Origin of the sequence: Pseudomonas sp. SMV71, from assembly GCF_052042015.1 — a bacterium.
Taxonomy (GTDB): Bacteria; Pseudomonadota; Gammaproteobacteria; order Pseudomonadales; family Pseudomonadaceae; genus Aquipseudomonas.
Genome location: NZ_JBKGGU010000023.1, coordinates 46664 through 65393 on the forward strand (window position 1 = coordinate 46664; position 18730 = coordinate 65393).

Genomic DNA, 18730 nt, shown 5'->3' on the forward strand with positions numbered 1-18730 from the left:
CAATGTGGGAGCGAGCTTGCTCGCGATGGCGGCGGCACAGTCAACATTGATACAAGCTGCGGCACCGCTATCGCGAGCAAGCTCGCTCCCACAGGGAACAGTGCTGCATCTGGTCAAATCGCCACATCCATGAACCCCGGCGAGCGTGTCAGGGCGAACGGGCTGAACACCTGCCACTCGCGCTCGCTGCGAAACCGTCCCTTGACGAAGGCCGACTCCGGGCCGTCGAGATCATCCATCAAGGTCGGTTCGAGGCTCTCCTGGGGGAAATGTTGCAATCCGAGGACTTCATCCACCAGCAACCCGGTGAACATTTCGTCGTGATCGACCACCAGCACCCGTCGCTGCTTGCGCACGGTCGACAGCTCATGGCCGAAGAAACCGCACAGATCCATCAACGGCAACAGCCGCCCGCGCAGATTAGCGACACCGCGCACCCACGCCTTGACGCCGGGCAACTGGGTGTAGCGCGGTTCGTGCAGCACTTCGCTGACTTCCCCCATGGGCGCTACATACCAGTGCTCGCCCAGGCGAAAGCCGATGCCGCTCCAACTGGCGCGATGGGCTGGCTGGGACGGCAGGTCCGCCCCCAGCAACCGACAGCGCCGGTCGATCTGCAACAGCAGTTCGAATGCGGTCAGGGACTGGCTCATGGCCGCGCGGTCAACCCGCCAGTACTTTGTTCAGGGTCGCGATCAGGGTTTCTTCGTCCACCGGCTTGGTCAGGTAATCCTTGGCACCCTGGCGCGTGCCCCAGACCTTGTCGGTGTCCTGGTCCTTGGTGGTGATGATGATCACCGGGATGTGGCCGGTGTCCGGGTCCTTGGTCAACTGGCGCGTGGCCTGGAACCCATTGAGGCCGGGCATGACGATGTCCATCAGCACCGCGTCGGGTTTTTCCTGGCGGGCCAGGGCCACGCCATCGGCGCCATTTTCGGCCTTCAGGACCTGATGGCCGTGTTTTTCCAGCATGCCGGTGAGTTTATACATCTCGGTCGGCGAGTCATCGACGATCAGAATACGTGCCATGGTGTTCCCCATTTTTTGTCGACCCCAGGCCCGTTGGCCGAGTGTCATTAATGTGCCTGGTGCGGCTGGACAGCGGCAAAGCCCGGGACATGGGCCTGTATCGCTCCCAGCAGTTCTTCCTTGCTGAACGGTTTGGTCAAAAACTGATCGGAGCCGACGATGCGCCCCTTGGCCTTGTCGAACAAGCCGTCACGGGACGACAGCATGATCACCGGCGTGGCCTTGAACGCACTGTTGTTCTTGATCAGGGCACAGGTCTGGTAACCGTCCAGGCGCGGCATCATGATGTCGACGAAGATAATCCCCGGATGATGATCGGCGATCTTGGCCAGGGCATCGAAGCCGTCGATGGCCGTGATCACCTCGCAGCCGACGTTGCGCAACAGGGTTTCGGCGGTGCGGCGGATGGTCTTCGAGTCGTCGATGACCATGACCTTCAAGGCGCTGGATTGCTGCTGCGAAAGATGCTCTGCCATTGTCACTGCGGCCGGTTTTTAACGCTTGAGAGTCAACGACCGCGCAAGCCCTTGATGTTCAAGGCCCGCGCGTCACATGGCAGCCTTTTTAGCACAGTCTTTATCGCCGATCCATGGCCGGGCGGTGCGGTGGTTTTTCCTTGACCGCCAATCGTCCGGGCGCCACTCTGACGCCACTTTTTCGCGGCAGTCGTGCCCATCAAACTTTCGAGGAACCAAGCCATGAGCGTACGCGTCGGCATTGTCATGGACCCTATCGCCAGCATTTCCTACAAAAAGGATAGCTCGCTGGCCATGCTGCTGGCCGCTCAGAAGCGCGGCTGGGAATTGTTCTACATGGAGCAGCGCGACCTTTACCAGGCCGAAGGCCAGGCCCGGGCGCGGATGAAGCCGCTGAAAGTCTTCGCCAACCCCGAGAAATGGTTCGAGCTGGGCGCCGAGAACGACACGCTGCTGAGCGACCTGGACGTGATCCTGATGCGCAAGGATCCGCCGTTCGACATGGAGTTCGTCTACTCCACCTACTTGCTGGAACAGGCCGAAAGCGCCGGTGTGCTGGTGGTCAACAAGCCCCAGAGCCTGCGCGACTGCAACGAAAAACTGTTCGCCACGTTGTTCCCTCAATGCACGCCGCCGACCATCGTCAGCCGTCGCCCGGACGTGCTGCGTGAATTCGCCGACCATCACGGCGACGTGATCCTCAAACCACTGGATGGCATGGGTGGCTCTTCGATCTTCCGCCACACCGCCGGGCATCCTAACCTGTCGGTCATCCTCGAAACCCTGACCTTGCACGGCCAGCAACAGATCATGATCCAGGGCTACCTGCCAGCCATCGTCGATGGCGACAAGCGCATCCTGATGATCGACGGCGAACCGGTGGATTATTGCTTGGCGCGCATTCCCGCGGCCGGCGAAACCCGCGGCAACCTGGCGGCCGGCGGCCGTGGCGAAGCGCGTCCGCTGACCGAAAAAGACCGCTGGATCGCCGCCCAGGTCGGCCCGACCCTGCGCGAGAAAGGCCTGTTGTTCGTCGGCCTGGACGTGATCGGCGAGCACCTGACCGAGATCAACGTTACCAGCCCGACCTGCATCCGCGAGATCGACAACGCCTTCGGCACCGACATCGGCGGCCTGCTGATGGATGCCATCGATCAGAAGCTCAAGGCGCGTTGATCTGGATCTGATGAAGGAAACCGACATTGCGTTATCATGCCCGGCCTGAAAAAAATGCGATGTTGGTTTCCTTGTCATGACCCTCCCGTCCGATCTGCCCCAAGAGCTCGCCCATCGTGGCGTGCGCCCGGCCGATCGCCTCGGTTTTACCCTGTTCCTGGCGGCGCTGATCCACCTGGCCCTGCTGCTGGGCGTCGGTTTTGCCACGGTCGAGCCCAAGCAGATCAGCCGGACCCTGGAAATCACCCTGGCGACCTTCAAGAGCGAGACCAAGCCGACCAAGGCGGATTTCCTGGCCCAGGAAAACCAGCAAGGCAGCGGCACCCTGGAAAAGAAGGCGATCCCCAAGACCACCGAGGTTGCGCCATTCCAGGACAACACGGTGCAGAAAGTCACCCCACCACCGGCGGCCAAGCCCGAAGTCCAGGAAACGGCGCCCAAGGCAGCCGTGACCACCGTGGCGCCGAAGCCGAAAAAAGCCCCGGTCAAGGAAGAGGTCAAGCCCGACCCCAAGCCCAAGGCACCCGCGCCGACCTTCGACAGCTCCCAGTTGTCCAGCGACATCGCCAGCCTGGAAGCCGAACTGGCCCAGGAGCAGCAGTTGTACGCCAAACGCCCGCGGATCCACCGCCTGAGCGCCGCCTCGACCATGCGCGACAAAGGCGCTTGGTACAAAGACGAATGGCGCAAGAAGGTCGAGCGCATCGGCAACCTGAACTATCCCGACGAAGCCCGGCGCAAACAGATCTACGGCAATTTGCGACTGATGGTCTCGATCAATCGCGACGGCTCGCTGTATGAAGTGCTGGTGCTCGAATCCTCCGGCCAGCCGCTGCTGGACCAGGCCGCCCAGCGCATCGTACGCCTGGCGGCGCCGTTCGCGCCGTTTACCGGCGACCTGTCGGACATCGACCGACTGGAAATCATCCGCACCTGGAAATTCGCCCGGGGCGATCGGCTGTCCAGTAACTGACACACCGCTTCCACAGGTTTTGTATGGCTCAGGCATTTGTGCCCCCCGCAGATCCCCTGTGGGAGCGAGCTTGCTCGCGATAGCGGTCTGTCAGTCAACATCTATGTTGGATGATCAATGGCTATCGCGAGCAGGCTCGCTCCCACACGGGATCTGTATCAGCCTCGGGTATTTCCTGCACATCCCCAGCTTGTCAGTTCGGCCCTGCGCCGCCACACTAGCGCCTATGAAAAACCTCAGCCCCACCTACCTCAAGCATCACTTCCTGATCGCCATGCCGCACATGGCCGATCCGAACTTTGCCCACACCTTGACCTATATCGTCGAGCACACGGCCAATGGGGCCATGGGGCTGGTGATCAATCGCCCGCAGGAGCTGAACCTGGCGGACATTCTCGAGCAGTTGCGGCCCGAGATCGAACCGCCGCCTTTGTGCCAGCACGTGCCGATTTTCATCGGTGGCCCGGTGCAGACCGACCGCGGCTTCGTGCTCCATCCGTCGGGGCCGACCTATCAGGCCACGGTGGACCTGAACGGGGTGTCGCTGTCCACCTCCCAGGACGTGCTGTTCGCGATTGCCGATGGTGTCGGCCCGCAGAAAAGCCTGATCGCCCTCGGCTACGCCGGCTGGGAACCCGGGCAGCTGGAAGCCGAACTGGCCGACAACGCCTGGCTGACCTGCCCGTTCGACGCCGATATCCTGTTCAACACCAGCAGTGAATTGCGCCTGGAAGCGGCGGCCAGCCGGCTGGGGGTCAACCTCAGCCTGCTCACCAGCCAGGCGGGACACGCCTGATGGCCCTGCGCTTGCTGCTGGGCTTCGATTACGGCACCAAACAGATCGGCGTAGCGGTCGGCCAGGTCGTGACCGGCCAGGCCCGGGAGCTGTGCACTCTGAAGGCACAGAACGGCGTGCCGGACTGGAACCAGGTCGAAGCGCTGATCAAGGAATGGAAACCCGACGCCGTGGTGGTCGGCCTACCGTTGAACATGGACGGCACGCCCAGCGAGATGTGTGTACGCGCCGAAAAATTCGCCCGCCGGCTCAATGGCCGTTTCAACCTGCCTTTCTATACCCACGACGAGCGCCTCACCACCTTCGAGGCCAAGGGCGAGCGCCTGGTGCGCGGCGGACAGAAAGGCAGCTACCGTGACAACCCGGTGGACGCCATTGCCGCCGCCCTGCTGTTGCAAGGCTGGCTGGACGAGAACAGCGCCCTGTTCGAAAGCTGATTATCTACAAAGCGCCGCGAGGCGCTTTCTTTTAGCGACAAACCGCGCCATCGATCACCGGCGCGGACATCTGAAGGAGCCAGCATGAGCCTGCCCAATCCTGCCGAACTGATCAGCCAGATGGCGATCCGTCTCACGGCCCACCTGGAACACCGCGGCATCAGCGAGCCCCGCTACATCGGCATTCGCACCGGTGGCGTCTGGGTCGCCCAGGCCTTGCTCGACACACTGGGCAGCCAGGCGCCGCTGGGCACCCTGGACGTGTCGTTCTATCGCGACGACTTCAGCCAGAACGGCCTGCACCCGCAAGTACGTCCCTCGGCGCTGCCGTTCGAGATCGAAGGCCAACACCTGGTGCTGATCGACGACGTGCTGATGAGTGGCCGGACCATCCGCGCCGCCATGAACGAACTGTTCGACTACGGTCGCCCGGCCAGCGTGACGCTGGTGTGCCTGCTGGACCTGGACGCCGCCGAGTTGCCGATCCGCCCGAACGTGGTCGGTGCGACGCTGACGCTGGCCGCCCACGAGCGGGTCAAGCTCTCCGGGCCTTCGCCGCTGCAACTCGAACTGCAAGACCTTGCCCATTAACTGCCCTTGTAAGAGTCCATCGCGATGACGCCTCTCGAAACCAAGCGCCCGCTGCAGCTCAACGATCAGGGCCAGCTGCGGCACTTCCTGTCCCTCGACGGCCTGCGCCGCGAGCTGCTGACGGAAATCCTCGACACTGCCGACTCGTTCCTCGAAGTCGGCGCCCGAGCGGTGAAGAAGGTCCCGCTGCTGCGCGGCAAGACCGTGTGCAACGTGTTCTTCGAAAACTCCACCCGCACCCGCACCACCTTCGAACTGGCGGCCCAGCGACTGTCGGCGGACGTGATCACCCTCAACGTGTCCACATCCTCGGCGAGCAAGGGTGAAACCCTGCTCGACACCCTGCGCAACCTCGAAGCCATGGCCGCCGACATGTTCGTCGTGCGCCACGGCGATTCCGGTGCGGCGCATTTCATTGCCGAGCACGTCTGCCCGCAGGTGGCGATCATCAACGGCGGCGATGGCCGGCACGCCCATCCGACCCAGGGCATGCTGGACATGCTGACCATCCGCCGACACAAAGGCGGCTTCGAGAACCTCTCGGTGGCGATCGTCGGCGATATCCTGCACTCGCGGGTGGCCCGCTCGAACATGCTGGCCCTCAAGACCCTCGGCTGCCCGGACATCCGCGTGATCGCGCCGAAGACCTTGCTGCCCATCGGCGTCGAGCAGTACGGCGTGAAGGTCTACACCGACATGACCGAAGGCCTCAAGGATGTCGACGTGGTGATCATGCTGCGCCTGCAACGCGAACGCATGACCGGCGGCCTGCTGCCCAGCGAAGGCGAGTTCTACCGTTTGTTCGGCCTGACCACCGCCCGCCTGGCCGGGGCCAAGCCGGACGCCATCGTCATGCACCCGGGCCCGATCAACCGTGGCGTGGAAATCGAGTCGGCGGTGGCCGACGGGCCGCACTCGGTGATCCTCAACCAGGTGACCTACGGCATCGCCGTCCGCATGGCGGTGCTGTCCATGGCCATGAGCGGGCAAACGGCCCAGCGCCAATTCGACCAGGAGAACGCCCAGTGAAGCTCAGCATTCTCGGCGCACGCGTGATCGATCCGGCCAGCGGCCTGGATCAAGTGACCGATATTCATATCGATGCCTGCAAGATCGCCGCCCTCGGCACCGCCCCAAGCGGCTTCGCGGCGGTCGAGACCCTCGACGCCCAGGGCCTGGTGGCCGCCCCCGGCCTGGTGGACCTGAACGTCGCCCTGCGCGAGCCGGGCTACAGCCGCAAAGGCAGCATCGTCAGCGAAACCCGCGCCGCCGCAGCCGGTGGCGTCACCAGCCTGTGCTGCCCGCCGCAGACCAGACCGGTGCTGGACACCTCGGCCGTGGCCGAACTGATCCTCGACCGCGCCCGCGAAGCCGGCAACACCAAGGTTTTCCCGATTGGCGCGTTGAGCAAAGGCCTGGACGGCGAGCAGCTGGCCGAACTCATCGCCCTGCGCGACGCCGGCTGCGTGGCATTCGGCAACGGCCTGAACAATTTCCGCAACACGCGCACCTTGTGCCGCGCCCTGGAATACGCGACGACCTTCGGCCTGACCGTGATCTTCAATTCCCAGGATCACGACCTGGCCGAAGGTGGCCTGGCCCACGAAGGCCCGACCGCCAGCTTCCTCGGCCTGCCGGGCATTCCGGAAACCGCCGAGACCGTGGCCCTGGCCCGTGACTTGTTGCTGGTGGAGCAAAGCGGCGTGCGTGCGCACTTCAGCCAGCTGACCAGCGCCCGCGGCGCCGCGCTGATCGCCCAGGCCCAGGCCCGTGGCCTGCCGGTCACCGCTGACGTGGCGCTGTACCAACTGCTGCTGACCGACGAAGCGCTGATCGATTTCAACAGCGTCTATCACGTCCAGCCGCCGCTGCGCACCCGCGCCGACCGCGACGGCCTGCGCGAAGCGGTGAAGTCGGGGGTCATCTCGGCCATCTCCAGCCATCACCAACCCCACGAACGCGATGCCAAGCTGGCGCCGTTCGGCGCCACCGAGCCGGGTATCAGCAGCGTCGAATTGCTGCTGCCGCTGGCCCTGACCCTGGTGGAAGATGGCCTGCTGGACCTGCCCACCTTGCTGGCACGCCTGAGCAGCGGCCCGGCCAAGGCGTTGCAATTGCCGGCCGGCAAACTGGCCGTGGGCGCGTCGGCGGACCTGGTGCTGTTCGACCCGTCGGGATCAACCGTAGCTGGCGAAGCCTGGCGGTCCAAGGGTGACAACTGCCCGTTCCTCGGCCAGAGCCTGCCGGGTGTGGTGCGTTATACCTTGATGGATGGGCGGGTTACTCACCAGGCGTGATACCGTGTCGCGCCTATCGCGAGCAGGCTCGCTCCCACAGGGATCTGCGGTGGACACATGATTTGTGGACATCTCAGATCCAATGTGGGAGCGAGCCTGCTCGCGATTGCAGGCAACTCGACCTCTCACCTTACTGAAAAGCCCCCCGCTTCTGCGCATTGCGAATCGAGACCTGGTCATTCAGCGTCCAGAAGTCATACAGCACCCCCAGGAAAAACACCCCGCCAGTCAGCAGGTAGAGGATGCCGCTGAGCCATTTGCCCTGATACATGCGGTGCACGCCGAAGACGCCGAGAAAGGTCAGCAGGATCCACGCCACGCTGTACTCGATGGGGCCTGGGGTGAAACGTAAATCGGCTTCGCGGTCCATGGCCGGGATCAGAAACAGGTCGATCAGCCAGCCGATGCCCAGCAGTCCGAAGGTGAAGAACCAGATCGTGCCCGTCACCGGCTTGCCGTAGTAGAAGCGATGGGCACCGGTGAAGCCGAAAATCCACAGCAGATACCCAATCACCTTGCTATGAGTGTCATGGGTTGCGCCCGGTTGATAGCTGTTCATGAATGACCTCTTTTGCCTCGATAGATAAATTTGTTCGGACCTTTTGTGACTTTTACGTGTCGCGCCGACAAGCGGTCCTAGGCAACATGAGTCGGCGAAAGCCCCGTTCCATAGGGGTTTTGTCGGACAACCGGGCTGATTTGCCGTGTTTTTGCGGCTTTTACGCTGGGCTTCGAATCGACAAACGGCCACGGAACGGCAAAAAAAGCTGTTATAAAGTTGCGCGCTAACCTATACGAGCCCTGCCTAATGCGTCCATTTTTCAAGACATGGCTAACCATTTGCCTATTATTGCCACTGGCCGCCCACGCCACCAATCGTGAGCAACGTCTTCCCAGCGTCAACGGCTATACCCCTAAATCCCATGTTTCTGCTCCTTCGAGCAAGAACAGGCAAAGCGTCCAACGTGTGAGCACCGCGAACAGCAAACTGGTCCCGCCGATGGCGACCAAAGCGAGCAGCAACGTGTTGAGTCGCGCCGTGAACGTGCTCGGCACGCCTTATCGTTGGGGCGGCAGCAGCCCAAGTAAAGGCTTCGATTGCAGCGGGCTGGTGAAATACGCTTTCAACGACGCCACCTTCGACCTGCCGCGCACCTCCAATGCCATGGCGGCCGGTCATGGCGAGAAGGTCGAGCGCAAGGATCTCAAGCCCGGCGACCTGATTTTCTTCAAGCTCAAGAGCCGCCGGGTCAACCACGTGGCCATCTACCTGGGCAACGACCGCTTCATCCACGCCCCACGCCGTGGCAAGTCGGTGACCATCGACACCTTGAACAAACCGTACTGGGACAGCCACTACGTGGTTGCCAAGCGGGTGCTGCCCAAAGAACCGGGCGGGATGCGGGTCGTCCAGCGCTGATCCGAGATCCATCGTGGCGAGGGAGCTTGCTCCCGCTGGCCCCTGATTAGACTTGAGACTTACGTGGCCCCGTCAATTTTGGGGCCGCTTCGCGGCCCAGCGGGAGCAAGCTCCCTCGCCACAGGGATCCGCGCCGGCCTCTTTAGAAATTATCCGGCGTACGCGCCCGCTCCCGCGCGTGTTCGCGGCTGATCAGGCCCTTGGTCACCAACTCTTTCAGGCACATGTCCAGCGTTTGCATCCCCAGCGAACCGCCGGTCTGGATCGACGAGTACATCTGGGCGATCTTGTCTTCGCGGATCAGGTTACGAATCGCCGAGGTGCCCAACATGATCTCATGGGCGGCAACGCGCCCGCCGCCGATTTTCTTGATCAACGTCTGGGAAATCACCGCCTGCAAAGACTCTGACAGCATCGAGCGAACCATGGATTTCTCATCGCCGGGAAACACGTCCACTACCCGATCGATGGTCTTGGCCGCCGACGTGGTGTGCAGGGTGCCGAACACCAGGTGCCCGGTTTCCGCGGCGGTCAGCGCCAGGCGGATGGTTTCCAGGTCACGCATCTCCCCCACCAGGATCACATCCGGGTCTTCGCGCAGGGCCGAGCGCAGCGCGGTGGAAAAGCTCTGGGTATCACGGTGCACCTCGCGCTGGTTGATCAGGCACTTGCGCGGTTCGTGGACGAATTCGATGGGGTCTTCGATGGTGAGGATGTGGTGGTGTTTGTGACTGTTGAGGTAGTCGATCATCGCCGCCAGGGTGGTGGACTTGCCTGAGCCGGTCGGCCCGGTCACCAGCACCAGCCCGCGAGGCGCCTCGGTGATTTTGCGAAACACCTCGCCCATGCCCAGGTCATCCATGGTCAGGACTTTTGACGGAATGGTGCGGAACACCGCACCCGCGCCGCGATTCTGATTGAACGCGTTGACCCGGAATCGGGCCAGGCCCGGCACTTCGAAGGAAAAGTCGGTTTCCAGAAACTTTTCGTAATCGACTCGTTGCCGGTCGTTCATGATGTCGTAGATCAACTCATGCACCTGCTTGTGATCCAGCGCCGGCAGGTTGATCCGGCGTACATCGCCATCCACGCGGATCATCGGCGGCAGCCCGGCGGACAAATGCAGGTCCGAGGCCCCCTGTTTGGCGCTGAACGCCAGCAGTTCAGTGATATCCATAGCGCTCCCCAATTCCAGTAGAATGCCGCGAACCTCAGACCCGCTGGCGCTTCTTTATGTCCACGATAGCAGACAACATCGCCCTGGTAGTTTCACGGATCCGTGCCTCGGAGCAGGCCGCCCGACGTCCCGCTCATGGCGTGCAGTTGCTGGCGGTGAGCAAGACCAAGCCCGCCGAGGCCCTGCGTGAAGCCTATGCCGCTGGCCTGCGGGACTTCGGCGAGAACTACCTGCAAGAAGCCCTGAGCAAGCAGGCCGAACTCAGCGACCTGCCCTTGAACTGGCACTTCATCGGCCCCATTCAATCTAACAAGACCCGCGCTATTGCTGAACATTTCGATTGGGTGCATTCCGTGGACCGCTTGAAAATTGCCCAACGCCTGTCCGAGCAACGCCCGGAAGGCTTGCCGCCGCTGAACATCTGCATCCAGGTCAATGTCAGCGGCGAAGCCAGCAAGTCCGGCTGCACCCCGGCGGACCTGCCCGCCCTCGCCGACGCCATCAGCGCCTTGCCGCGCCTGAAGCTTCGGGGGCTGATGGCGATTCCCGAGCCAACCGAAGACCGGGCCGCCCAGGACGCCGCTTTCGCGAAGGTCCAGCACCTGCAAGCCAGCCTGGCACTGCCGCTGGACACGCTGTCCATGGGCATGAGCCACGACCTCGAATCCGCCATCGCCCAGGGCGCTACCTGGGTGCGCATCGGTACGGCCCTGTTCGGTGCCCGTGACTACAGCAAGCAGCCTTAAGCCATGCCGACTCATCTCTCTAATCAAGGACCTGTCATGAGCAACACGCGTATTGCCTTCATCGGCGCCGGCAACATGGCCGCCAGCCTGATCGGTGGCCTGCGGGCCAAGGGCCTGGACGCCACGCAGATCCGCGCCAGCGATCCGGGTGACGAGACCCGCGCCCGAGTGAGTGCCGAGCACGGCATCGAAACCTTCGCCGATAACGTCCGGGCCATCGACGGCGCGGATGTCATCGTGCTGGCGGTCAAGCCACAAGCGATGAAGTCGGTGTGCCAGGCGCTGCGCCCGAGCCTCAAGCCCGAGCAGCTGGTGGTGTCGATTGCCGCCGGGATCACCTGCGCCAGCATGAGCAACTGGCTCGGCGAGCAGCCGATCGTGCGCTGCATGCCCAACACCCCGGCGCTGCTGCGCCAGGGCGTCAGCGGCCTGTTCGCGACGGCGCAAGTCAGCGCCCAACAGCGCCAACAGGCCGAACAACTGCTATCGGCGGTAGGCCTGGCGTTGTGGCTGGAAACCGAACAACAATTGGACGCCGTCACCGCCGTCTCCGGCTCGGGCCCTGCTTACTTCTTCCTCTTGGTCGAAGCCATGACCGCTGCGGGTGAAAAGCTCGGCCTGCCACGGGAGATTGCCGCCCGGCTGACTGCGCAGACCGCCCTCGGCGCGGCACACATGGTGGTCTCCAGCGATGTCGATGCCGCCGAATTGCGCCGCCGCGTAACCTCGCCGGCCGGCACCACCGAGGCCGCCATCAAATCGTTCCAGGCCGGGGGCTTCGAAGCCCTGGTAGAAAAAGCACTCGGCGCCGCCGCGCACCGCTCGGCCGAAATGGCCGAACAACTGGGCCAATAAGGAGCCATTCATGATTGGATTGAACACCGCAGCGGTCTATGTCCTGCAAACCCTCGGCAGCCTGTATCTGCTGATCGTGCTGATGCGCTTCGTGCTGCAACTGGTGCGCGCCAACTTCTACAACCCGCTGTGCCAATTCGTCGTCAAGGCCACCCAGCCCCTGCTCAAGCCGCTGCGCCGGATCATCCCGAGCCTGTTCGGCCTGGACATGTCGTCACTGATCCTGGCGATCCTGGTGCAAATGGCCCTGATGGCCCTGACCCTGTTGCTGACCTACGGCACCACGGGCAACCCGCTGCAACTGCTGATCTGGTCGATCATCGGCGTGACCGCGCTGTTCCTGAAGATTTTCTTCTTCGCCCTGATCATCAGCGTGATCCTGTCGTGGGTCGCCCCGGGCAGCCACAATCCGGGCGCCGAGCTGGTGAACCAGATCTGCGAGCCGGCCCTGGCGCCGTTCCGCCGCATCGTGCCGAACCTCGGCGGCCTGGATATTTCGCCGATCCTGGCATTCCTGGTACTCAAGCTGCTCGACATGCTGGTGATCAACAACCTGGCGGCGGTGACGATGATGCCGGAGATCCTGCGCGTCCTGATCTGACCAGGCGCACATCCCGTGGCGAGGGAGCTTGCTCCCTCGCCACGGGTAAAGCGGCGGACAATCAGCGCCGCCCTTTGCTTGCCGCTAACCCCAGCGGTCTTTAGACTTACGCCTCATTTCAACGAGAGCAGGGTCGATGCCAGCTGCCTTTCCCCCCGATTCCGTTGGTCTGGTGACGCCGCAAGTGGCGCATTTCAGCGAGCCCCTGGCCCTGGCCTGCGGTCGTTCGTTGCCAGCCTATGACCTGATCTACGAAACCTACGGCACCCTGAACGCCACGGCGAGCAATGCCGTGCTGATTTGCCACGCCCTGTCGGGACACCATCACGCCGCCGGTTACCACAGCGCCGACGAGCGCAAGCCCGGCTGGTGGGACAGTTGCATCGGCCCCGGCAAGCCGATCGACACCAACCGGTTCTTCGTGGTCAGCCTGAACAACCTCGGCGGCTGCAACGGCTCCACCGGGCCCAGCAGCCTCAACCCGGACACCGGCAAGCCCTTCGGCGCCGACTTCCCGGTGCTCACCGTGGAAGACTGGGTCAACAGCCAGGCGCGCCTGGCCGACCGTCTCGGCATCCACCAATGGGCCGCTGTGATCGGCGGCAGCCTGGGCGGCATGCAGGCCCTGCAATGGACCATCACCTACCCGGACCGCGTGCGCCATTGCCTGGCAATCGCCTCGGCTCCCAAGCTGTCGGCGCAGAACATCGCCTTCAACGAAGTGGCACGCCAGGCGATCCTTACCGACCCGGAGTTCCATGGCGGCTCGTTCCAGGAACACGGCGTGATTCCCAAGCGTGGGCTCATGCTGGCGCGCATGGTCGGGCACATCACCTACCTGTCCGACGATTCCATGGGCGAGAAATTCGGCCGCGGCCTCAAGAGCGAAAAGCTCAACTACGACTTCCACAGTGTCGAGTTCCAGGTGGAAAGCTATCTGCGTTATCAGGGCGAGGAGTTTTCCGGGCGCTTCGACGCCAACACCTACCTGCTGATGACCAAGGCCCTGGACTACTTCGATCCGGCGGCGAACTTCGACGATGACCTGGCGAAAACCTTCGCCGGCGCCACGGCCAGGTTCTGCGTGATGTCATTCACCACCGACTGGCGTTTCTCCCCGGCCCGCTCCCGGGAGCTGGTGGACGCACTGATGGCCGCGCGCAAGGATGTCTGCTACCTAGAAATCGACGCACCCCAGGGCCACGATGCCTTTCTGATGCCGATCCCGCGCTACCTGCAGGCGTTCGGCAACTACATGAACCGTATTACGCTGTGAGGACGCCATGAGAGCCGATCTGGAAATCATCCAGGAATGGATCCCCGCCGGCAGCCGCGTGCTCGACCTGGGCTGCGGCAATGGCGAACTGCTGACCTGGCTGCGCGACCACAAGCAAGTCAGCGGCTACGGCCTGGAAAACGACCCGGACAACATTGCCGAGTGCATCGCCAAGGGCATCAACGTCATCGAGCAGGACCTGGACAAGGGCCTGGGCAACTTTGCCAGCAACAGCTTCGACATCGTGGTCATGACCCAGGCCCTGCAGGCGGTGCACTACCCGGACAGGATCCTCGACGAAATGCTGCGGGTCGGACGCCAATGCATCATCACCTTTCCCAACTTCGGCCATTGGCGCTGCCGCTGGTACCTGGCGAGCAAGGGCCGCATGCCGGTGTCGGAGTTCCTGCCCTACACCTGGTACAACACGCCGAACATCCACTTCTGCACCTTCGAGGATTTCGAGGAACTGTGCCGCGAACGCAGGGCCACGGTCATCGATCGCCTGGCGGTGGACCAGCAGCATCGCCACGGATGGGCCAGCAAGCTTTGGCCTAATCTGTTAGGTGAGATCGGCATCTATCGGGTCAGCAGCCCAGGCCTTGCCCAATACCAGGTCGCAGTGTGACACCGGGCCTGATCAGGAGGACATCATGAAACGTCTAGGTTTGTTTCTCATCAGTGCGTGCCTGAGCATCGGCGCCATGGCTGCCGATATCATCAAGAGCGACCGCAAGGAAGTGTTCGGCGACGTCACCGTGCACTACAACACGTTCAACTCGACCTTCCTGACGCCGGAGATCGCCAAGGCCGTCGAGCTGGTACGCAGCAAGCACCAGGGCGTGATCAACGTATCGCTGGTCAAGGACGGCAAACCCCTGATGGCCCAGGTCAGCGGCACCATCAAGGACCTGACCAGCAAGGCGGTCCCGCTGACGTTCCGCCAGGTCATCGAGCAAGGGGCGATCTACTACATCGCCCAGTATCCGGTGGACCAGCAGGAAACCCGCACCTTTGAAATCAAGGTGCAGACCGGCGACAAGATTAACACTCTCAATTTCAACCAGGAACTGTTCCCCGGCGAATGATGAACCTCACCCAACTCGTACTCGCCAGCCACAACGCCGGCAAACTCAAGGAACTCCAGGCCATGCTCGGCGGGTCGGTGCAGTTGCGCTCGATCGGCGAATTCAGCCACGTGGAACCTGAAGAAACCGGCCTGTCGTTCGTCGAGAACGCGATCCTCAAGGCGCGCAACGCCGCACGCATCTCCGGCCTGCCGGCGCTGGCCGACGATTCCGGGCTGGCGGTGGATTTTCTCGGCGGTGCGCCGGGTATCTATTCGGCGCGCTATGCCGATGGCAAGGGTGATGCTGCAAACAATGCCAAGCTGCTCGAAGCCCTCAAGGATGTGCCTGAAGCCGAGCGCGGCGCGCAGTTCGTCTGCGTGCTGGCGCTGGTTCGCCATGCCGACGATCCGCTGCCGATTCTCTGCGAAGGCTTGTGGCACGGGCGGATTCTCACCGAGGCCAGCGGCGAGCACGGCTTTGGCTACGACCCGCTGTTCTGGGTGCCGGAGCGCAACTGCTCCAGCGCCGAACTCGGCCCGGTGGAGAAAAACCAGTTGAGCCACCGCGCCCGCGCCATGGCCCTGCTGCGCCAACGCCTGGATCTTGCATGAGCGATGAGCGCCCCGCACCGCTGATCCATGGCGGTGCACAAACGTCTCGGGCGCCGCTGCCGGTGCTACCGCCCCTGGCGTTGTACATTCACATTCCGTGGTGCGTGCGCAAATGCCCGTATTGCGATTTCAACTCCCACGCCGCCAGCCCGCAACTGCCGGAAGAAGAGTACGTCGATGCCTTGTTGGCCGACCTCGACCAGGACTTGCACGCGGTCTACGGTCGCGAGCTGAGCTCGATCTTTTTCGGCGGCGGTACGCCGAGCCTGTTCAGTGCCCAGGCCCTGGGACGGTTGCTCAAGGGGGTCGAGGCGCGAATCCCGTTCGCCCATGACATCGAGATCACCCTGGAGGCCAATCCCGGCACCTTCGAGCAGGAGAAATTCGTCGCTTACCGGGCGTTGGGGATCAATCGGCTGTCCATCGGCGTGCAGAGCTTCCAGCAAGCCAAGCTCGAAGCCCTGGGGCGGATCCACAACGGTGACGAAGCCGTGCGCGCCGCCGACATGGCCCGTCAGGCCGGGTTCGACAACTTCAACCTCGACCTGATGCACGGCCTGCCCGATCAATCCCTGGACGATGCCCTGAGCGACTTGCGCCAGGCCATCGCCCTGAAGCCAACGCATTTGTCCTGGTACCAACTGACGCTGGAGCCGAACACGGTGTTCTGGAACCAGCCGCCGACGCTGCCAGAAGACGACACGCTGTGGGATATCCAGGAAGCCGGGCAAGCGCTGCTGGCCGAGCACGGCTACGCCCAGTACGAAGTCTCGGCCTACGCCCAGCCCGGGCGGGCGGCACGGCACAACCTCAACTACTGGAGCTTCGGCGACTTCATCGGTATCGGCGCCGGCGCCCATGGCAAGCTCAGCCATCCGGACGGGCGCATCGTACGCACCTGGAAGACCCGCCTGCCCAAGGACTATCTCAATCCGGCCAAACGCTTCCTGGCCGGCGAGAAAACCCTGGGCAACGAAGAGCTGCCGTTCGAGTTCCTGATGAACGCCCTGCGCCTGACCCAGGGCGTGGACGCGCAACTGTATCCGCAGCGTACCGGCCTGACCTTGCAAAGCCTGGCCGAAGGCCGGCGCGAGGCCGAACAAAGCGGGTTGTTGCAGGTCGAACCGTCACGTCTGGCGGCCACCGAGCGCGGACAACTGTTTCTCAATGACTTGCTGCAGAAATTTCTGAGCTGATCAACACAAGGAAATCGAATGGATCTGGTACTCGACCTGCTGGCCACCGTGTCCCGCTGGAGCCGCAGCAACCTGTCGGAAATCTCCCTGGCACTGGTCGGTTGCCTGCTGGTGCTGTTTGGTGCCGATATAAAGGGCTGGGTCGAACAACGCCTGGGCAGCATCGCCGGCGCGTTGCGCGTCCCGTTGATCGCCCTGCTGTGCATGATCGGCAGCGGTGCCGCCCTGATCTACGCCACGCCATGGGTGGTGCGAGGGCTGAGCCAGTTCAACAACTACAGCCTGGCGCCGGTGCTGTTGGTGGTGCTGGTGTTGATCGGCGTGGTGGCGGATCGGCGCTGACCTTCGCACCGCCCCAAAACGACTGTGGGAGCGGGCTTGCTCGCGAATGCGGTGTATCAGTCGACATTAATGTGTCTGATACACCGCATTCGCGAGCAAGCCCGCTCCCACATTGAACTGCGTGTGGCTTAGGACTGCTTCTCGAATTTCAAATCCCAGACCCCATGCCCCAGTCGCTCACCACGACGCTCGAACTTGGTGATCGGCCGCTCGGCCGGACGCGGGACGTATTGACCGTCTTCGGCCAGGTTGCGGTAACCCGGCGCGACGTTCATCACTTCCAGCATGTATTCGGCATAGGGCTCCCAATCGGTGGCCATGTGCAGCACACCGCCGACTTTCAATTTGCTGCGCACCAACTCAGCGAACGAAGCCTGGACGATACGGCGCTTGTGATGACGGCTCTTGTGCCACGGATCGGGGAAAAACAGCATCAGCCGGTCGAGGCTGTTGTCGGCGACGCAGCGGTTGAGCACCTCGATGGCATCGCAATCGTAGACCCGCAGGTTGGTCAGCCCCTGGGTGAGCACGCCGTTGAGCAGCGCACCGACACCAGGCCGGTGCACTTCCACGCCAATGAAATCCTGCTCCGGTGAGGCAGCGGCCATTTCCAGCAGCGAGTGGCCCATGCCGAAGCCGATTTCCAGCGAGCGCGGGGCCGAGCGGCCGAACACCTGGTCGAAATCCACCGGCGCGTCGGCCAGCGGCAGGACGAACAGCGGTGCGCCCTGTTCCAGGCCGCGCTGCTGGCCTTCGGTCATACGCCCGGCGCGCATCACGAAACTCTTGATGCGGCGGTGTTGGCGCTCTTCGCCTTCTTCCGGCAGGACAGGCGTGTCGTTCGATTCAGTCATCAATGGCTCTTACTTGATCAGACCATCCAGCGGCGAGGAGGCGCTGGCGTAAAGTTTTTTCGGCATGCGGCCGGCGAGGTACGCCAGGCGCCCGGCGACAATGGCGTGCTTCATGGCTTCGGCCATCAGGATCGGTTGCTGGGCATGGGCGATGGCGGAGTTCATCAGCACCGCTTCGCAGCCCAGCTCCATGGCGATGGTGGCGTCGGAGGCGGTGCCGACACCGGCATCCACCAGCACCGGGATCTTGGCTTCTTCGAGGATGATCTGCAGGTTGTACGGGTTGCAGATCCCCAGGCCGGTGCCGATCAGGCCGGCCAGCGGCATCACTGCGATGCAGCCGATTTCCGCCAGTTGCCGGGCGATGATCGGATCGTCGCTGGTGTACACCATCACGTCGAAGCCTTCCTTGACCAGGGTTTCGGCGGCCTTGAGGGTTTCGATCACGTTGGGGAACAAGGTTTTCTGGTCCGCCAGCACTTCCAGCTTCACCAGGTTGTGGCCATCGAGCAGCTCACGGGCCAGGCGGCAGGTGCGCACGGCCTCGACGGCGTCGAAGCAACCGGCGGTGTTGGGCAGGATGGTGTAGCGATCCGGCGGGAGGATATCCAGCAGGTTCGGTTCGCCCGGGTTCTGGCCGATGTTGGTCCGGCGCACGGCAACGGTCACGATTTCGGCGCCCGAGGCCTCGATGGCCAGGCGGGTCTCTTCCATGTCGCGATATTTTCCGGTACCTACCAGCAAGCGCGACTGGTAGGTACGACCGGCCAGGACGAAAGGCTTGTCGCTACGAACGATGCTCATGGG

The 18730-nt window shown here is 63.0% G+C and carries 24 protein-coding genes; 17 read left to right on the plus strand and 7 right to left on the minus strand.

Annotated elements, in window-relative coordinates; all coding sequences use genetic code 11:
• Positions 1-113: 113 nt before the first annotated feature.
• The 3 genes from ACLEJQ_RS21385 to ACLEJQ_RS21395 are packed head-to-tail and all read right to left on the minus strand — an operon-like array spanning position 114 to position 1505.
• Positions 114-653: a chemotaxis protein CheW gene (locus ACLEJQ_RS21385; RefSeq protein ID WP_440798179.1), complete on the minus strand. Its 540-nt coding sequence runs from the start codon at positions 651-653 to the stop codon at positions 114-116.
• A gap of 10 nt (positions 654-663) precedes the next feature.
• A complete protein-coding gene (gene pilH, locus ACLEJQ_RS21390) occupies positions 664-1029 on the minus strand; it encodes a twitching motility response regulator PilH (protein WP_058544375.1) in 366 nt (121 codons plus the stop codon).
• 47 nt (positions 1030-1076) lie between these two features.
• The gene (locus ACLEJQ_RS21395) at positions 1077-1505 is read right to left on the minus strand and encodes a response regulator (protein WP_440798182.1); all 429 of its coding nucleotides are present in this window, start codon (positions 1503-1505) and stop codon (positions 1077-1079) included.
• A gap of 222 nt (positions 1506-1727) precedes the next feature.
• Between ACLEJQ_RS21395 and gshB the strand changes: the two genes are divergently transcribed.
• The 7 genes from gshB (at position 1728) to ACLEJQ_RS21430 (ending at position 7775) form a co-directional block, all read left to right on the plus strand.
• Entirely contained in the window at positions 1728-2681 is a 954-nt protein-coding gene (gene gshB, locus ACLEJQ_RS21400) for a glutathione synthase (protein ID WP_440798184.1), read from the plus strand.
• 76 nt (positions 2682-2757) lie between these two features.
• A complete protein-coding gene (locus ACLEJQ_RS21405; RefSeq protein WP_440798186.1) occupies positions 2758-3654 on the plus strand; it encodes a TonB family protein in 897 nt (298 codons plus the stop codon).
• A gap of 226 nt (positions 3655-3880) precedes the next feature.
• Entirely contained in the window at positions 3881-4450 is a 570-nt protein-coding gene (locus ACLEJQ_RS21410; protein ID WP_440798188.1) for a YqgE/AlgH family protein, read from the plus strand.
• The gene (gene ruvX, locus ACLEJQ_RS21415; RefSeq protein ID WP_440798190.1) at positions 4450-4887 is read left to right on the plus strand and encodes a Holliday junction resolvase RuvX; all 438 of its coding nucleotides are present in this window, start codon (positions 4450-4452) and stop codon (positions 4885-4887) included. Before ACLEJQ_RS21410 ends, ruvX begins: the two co-directional genes overlap by 1 nt.
• A gap of 84 nt (positions 4888-4971) precedes the next feature.
• A complete protein-coding gene (gene pyrR / locus ACLEJQ_RS21420; protein WP_440798192.1) occupies positions 4972-5478 on the plus strand; it encodes a bifunctional pyr operon transcriptional regulator/uracil phosphoribosyltransferase PyrR in 507 nt (168 codons plus the stop codon).
• 24 nt (positions 5479-5502) lie between these two features.
• Positions 5503-6507, plus strand: a complete 1005-nt coding sequence (locus ACLEJQ_RS21425) for an aspartate carbamoyltransferase catalytic subunit (protein ID WP_440798194.1) — start codon at positions 5503-5505, stop codon at positions 6505-6507.
• A complete protein-coding gene (locus tag ACLEJQ_RS21430; RefSeq protein WP_440798195.1) occupies positions 6504-7775 on the plus strand; it encodes a dihydroorotase in 1272 nt (423 codons plus the stop codon). Before ACLEJQ_RS21425 ends, ACLEJQ_RS21430 begins: the two co-directional genes overlap by 4 nt.
• Positions 7776-7905: 130 nt before the next feature.
• Here the strand turns inward: ACLEJQ_RS21430 and ACLEJQ_RS21435 are convergent, their stop codons facing one another.
• On the minus strand, positions 7906-8334 hold the full coding sequence (locus ACLEJQ_RS21435; RefSeq protein WP_440798197.1) for an NINE protein: 429 nt from the start codon (positions 8332-8334) through the stop codon (positions 7906-7908).
• Positions 8335-8583: 249 nt separating this feature from the next.
• On the opposite strand from ACLEJQ_RS21435, the gene ACLEJQ_RS21440 reads away from it, so the two are divergent.
• A complete protein-coding gene (locus ACLEJQ_RS21440) occupies positions 8584-9195 on the plus strand; it encodes a C40 family peptidase (protein ID WP_440798199.1) in 612 nt (203 codons plus the stop codon).
• Positions 9196-9337: 142 nt separating this feature from the next.
• On the opposite strand, the gene ACLEJQ_RS21445 is transcribed toward ACLEJQ_RS21440, so the two are convergent.
• The gene (locus ACLEJQ_RS21445; RefSeq protein WP_440798202.1) at positions 9338-10372 is read right to left on the minus strand and encodes a type IV pilus twitching motility protein PilT; all 1035 of its coding nucleotides are present in this window, start codon (positions 10370-10372) and stop codon (positions 9338-9340) included.
• A 56-nt stretch (positions 10373-10428) separates the two neighbouring features.
• Between ACLEJQ_RS21445 and ACLEJQ_RS21450 the strand changes: the two genes are divergently transcribed.
• From ACLEJQ_RS21450 to ACLEJQ_RS21490, 9 genes are all read left to right on the plus strand, one after another.
• Positions 10429-11118, plus strand: a complete 690-nt coding sequence (locus tag ACLEJQ_RS21450) for a YggS family pyridoxal phosphate-dependent enzyme (RefSeq protein ID WP_440798204.1) — start codon at positions 10429-10431, stop codon at positions 11116-11118.
• A 36-nt stretch (positions 11119-11154) separates the two neighbouring features.
• Positions 11155-11973 carry a pyrroline-5-carboxylate reductase gene (gene proC, locus ACLEJQ_RS21455; protein WP_440798206.1) on the plus strand — a complete coding sequence of 273 codons (819 nt, stop codon included), beginning with the start codon at positions 11155-11157 and terminating at the stop codon, positions 11971-11973.
• A gap of 10 nt (positions 11974-11983) precedes the next feature.
• On the plus strand, positions 11984-12574 hold the full coding sequence (locus ACLEJQ_RS21460; RefSeq protein WP_440798208.1) for a YggT family protein: 591 nt from the start codon (positions 11984-11986) through the stop codon (positions 12572-12574).
• Positions 12575-12710: 136 nt separating this feature from the next.
• Positions 12711-13850, plus strand: a complete 1140-nt coding sequence (gene metX, locus ACLEJQ_RS21465; RefSeq protein WP_440798210.1) for a homoserine O-succinyltransferase MetX — start codon at positions 12711-12713, stop codon at positions 13848-13850.
• Positions 13851-13857: 7 nt separating this feature from the next.
• Entirely contained in the window at positions 13858-14478 is a 621-nt protein-coding gene (gene metW / locus ACLEJQ_RS21470) for a methionine biosynthesis protein MetW (protein WP_440798212.1), read from the plus strand.
• 25 nt (positions 14479-14503) lie between these two features.
• Positions 14504-14938: a DUF4426 domain-containing protein gene (locus ACLEJQ_RS21475; protein ID WP_440798214.1), complete on the plus strand. Its 435-nt coding sequence runs from the start codon at positions 14504-14506 to the stop codon at positions 14936-14938.
• Entirely contained in the window at positions 14935-15531 is a 597-nt protein-coding gene (gene rdgB / locus ACLEJQ_RS21480) for an RdgB/HAM1 family non-canonical purine NTP pyrophosphatase (protein ID WP_440798216.1), read from the plus strand. The genes ACLEJQ_RS21475 and rdgB overlap by 4 nt, the downstream gene beginning before the upstream one ends.
• Entirely contained in the window at positions 15528-16727 is a 1200-nt protein-coding gene (hemW, locus tag ACLEJQ_RS21485) for a radical SAM family heme chaperone HemW (RefSeq protein ID WP_440798217.1), read from the plus strand. Before rdgB ends, hemW begins: the two co-directional genes overlap by 4 nt.
• A gap of 18 nt (positions 16728-16745) precedes the next feature.
• A complete protein-coding gene (locus ACLEJQ_RS21490) occupies positions 16746-17069 on the plus strand; it encodes a DUF3392 domain-containing protein (protein ID WP_003177482.1) in 324 nt (107 codons plus the stop codon).
• Between the two features lie 128 nt (positions 17070-17197).
• Here ACLEJQ_RS21490 and trmB read toward each other — a convergent pair whose 3' ends face one another.
• Both trmB and ACLEJQ_RS21500 read right to left on the minus strand, forming a co-directional pair.
• A complete protein-coding gene (trmB, locus tag ACLEJQ_RS21495; protein ID WP_440798220.1) occupies positions 17198-17923 on the minus strand; it encodes a tRNA (guanosine(46)-N7)-methyltransferase TrmB in 726 nt (241 codons plus the stop codon).
• A gap of 9 nt (positions 17924-17932) precedes the next feature.
• On the minus strand, positions 17933-18727 hold the full coding sequence (locus tag ACLEJQ_RS21500) for a thiazole synthase (RefSeq protein ID WP_249877051.1): 795 nt from the start codon (positions 18725-18727) through the stop codon (positions 17933-17935).
• Positions 18728-18730: the final 3 nt, after the last annotated feature.